This window comes from Thioalkalivibrio sp. ALE16 (genome assembly GCF_000381305.1).
Classification (GTDB): Bacteria; Pseudomonadota; Gammaproteobacteria; order Ectothiorhodospirales; family Ectothiorhodospiraceae; genus Thioalkalivibrio.
Genome location: NZ_KB906389.1, coordinates 1 through 1,677, shown reverse-complemented (window position 1 = coordinate 1,677; position 1,677 = coordinate 1). Strand labels below are relative to the sequence as shown.

The window sequence follows — 1,677 nt, the reverse complement described above, 5'->3', positions numbered from 1 at the left end:
TTGACACCCTCCCCACGGCTAAACCCGGGGGATTCCTCCTGCGAGACGCTCGTGCCCGAGCGCGAGAATGTTCCTTGCGGCATTGATGTCGCGGTCATGCGCGATACCGCACGCATGACAGGTCCATTCTCTTATTCCAAGGCCTGCTCTACCTTTCGGACTGTTGGGGCCGATAGCGCCGCAACACGAACAGGCTTGGGTGGTATAGGCTTCGTCGACTTCCTCGAACCAAACCCCATGCGCGATCGCCTTGTACTGGAGTTGGGTTCGGAGCGTGGACCACCCGGCGTCCAGCACGGACTTCGCCATGCGGGTTTTGGCCAGATTGGAACTACTCACGTTGCCGACGAAGATCGCAGCGTTCTGTTTAACGAGGCGGCTGCTGAACTGGTGTAGCGCATCCTTGCGCCGGTTTTTGATCTTGGCGTGGATGGCTTTGGCGCGCTGCTTTTTGCGCGCACGCTGGGCGATGCCCAGCTTCTGCTCCAGCGTCCGATAGGGCTTTCGCCCTTCGAGCCGGGTGCCGTCCGAACACGCCGCGACATCCTTGAGCCCAAGGTCGATACCGATGGCCCGGGTGCCTTCGGAACGGGGCTGAACCGGCGCCTCGACCTGGACATTGAAGTACCAGCGTCCGCGCGCGTCCTGCGCAAAACTGCCGGCGCGGAACGGGAAATCATCGAGGCCGTAGCTGTCCCACACGGAGAAGCTCTGCCCGGCAAAGCGGACCTTCCCGCCCTCGAACCGGGCGGCCCGGGACTTGAACGGAATCCAGCCCAGGCTACGCTTCGCGCCCCGGGAGACCCGCCAGCGCAGCTTGCTGCGTTTGAACTGGTTTCGGGACTTCCCATGCACAGCGATGACTTCCTGGATGACGGCCGATCCGATCATCCAGCCACGCTGCTTGTTGATGCCGGCCATCGCCTTCTGGATGTCGAAGGCCGACCGCCATACGCCCTGGATCCAGCCCACGCCCGGCACCGGTACATGCCATGCCTCATAGGCCATTTCATTCGCCAGGTTCCAGACCTGGTTGACCTCGATCGCCATCCGATCCAGCACCCTGGCATGCCGGTCCTTCACCCGCACGCTGAGGGTCTTGATCGCGGTTGGAGTTGGTGCGGTCAACGCAGTCCCTCCAGGTAGCGGGCCCACTTCTCACGCTCTTTCGGACGCTCGGAGGTCGGCTGGTTTTCGATGTACTGCTTGACCATTGCCAAAGGCGCCCCGCCGACCGTCGAGACGAAATAGCTGTTGCTCCACAGCGTGGGCAGCTTGCTCCGCAAGGACGGAAACTCCGCCCTCAGCATCCGCGAGCTGCGGCCCTTGAGCGTCTTGACGAAACGGGCAATGCCCCACTGGGGGTCCACACTGACCAGTAGATGGATATGATCCCGATCCGTTTCCATCTCGATGATCTCGACATCGTTCTCCGAAGCTACGTCGCGGGCAATGACCTTCAGCCGATCGCTCACCTCGCCGACCAGCACTTTCCGCCGATACTTCGGACAGAAAATGACATGGTACTGGCAGGCAAACACCACGTTGCGGTTGGATCGATACTCCATGGATGCGTATTATCCAGAGTCATACCGATTAGCACAACCCGCGTACGAAAAACCGGCGCTATCCCTCCCCATGGCTAAAGCCAGGGGCTTCTCGCGCCTATTTGGTGAT

The 1,677-nt window shown here is 61.1% G+C and carries 2 protein-coding genes; both read right to left on the bottom strand.

Annotated features, from left to right (window positions below; genetic code table 11):
- Positions 1-18 precede the first annotated feature (18 nt).
- Entirely contained in the window at positions 19-1,128 is a 1,110-nt protein-coding gene (locus F627_RS0115450) for an RNA-guided endonuclease TnpB family protein (RefSeq protein WP_019584589.1), read from the bottom strand.
- Complete coding sequence (gene tnpA, locus F627_RS0115445) at positions 1,125-1,568, bottom strand: IS200/IS605 family transposase (RefSeq protein ID WP_019584588.1); 444 nt, start codon at positions 1,566-1,568, stop codon at positions 1,125-1,127. Before tnpA ends, F627_RS0115450 begins: the two co-directional genes overlap by 4 nt.
- Between the last annotated feature and the right edge of the window lie 109 nt (positions 1,569-1,677).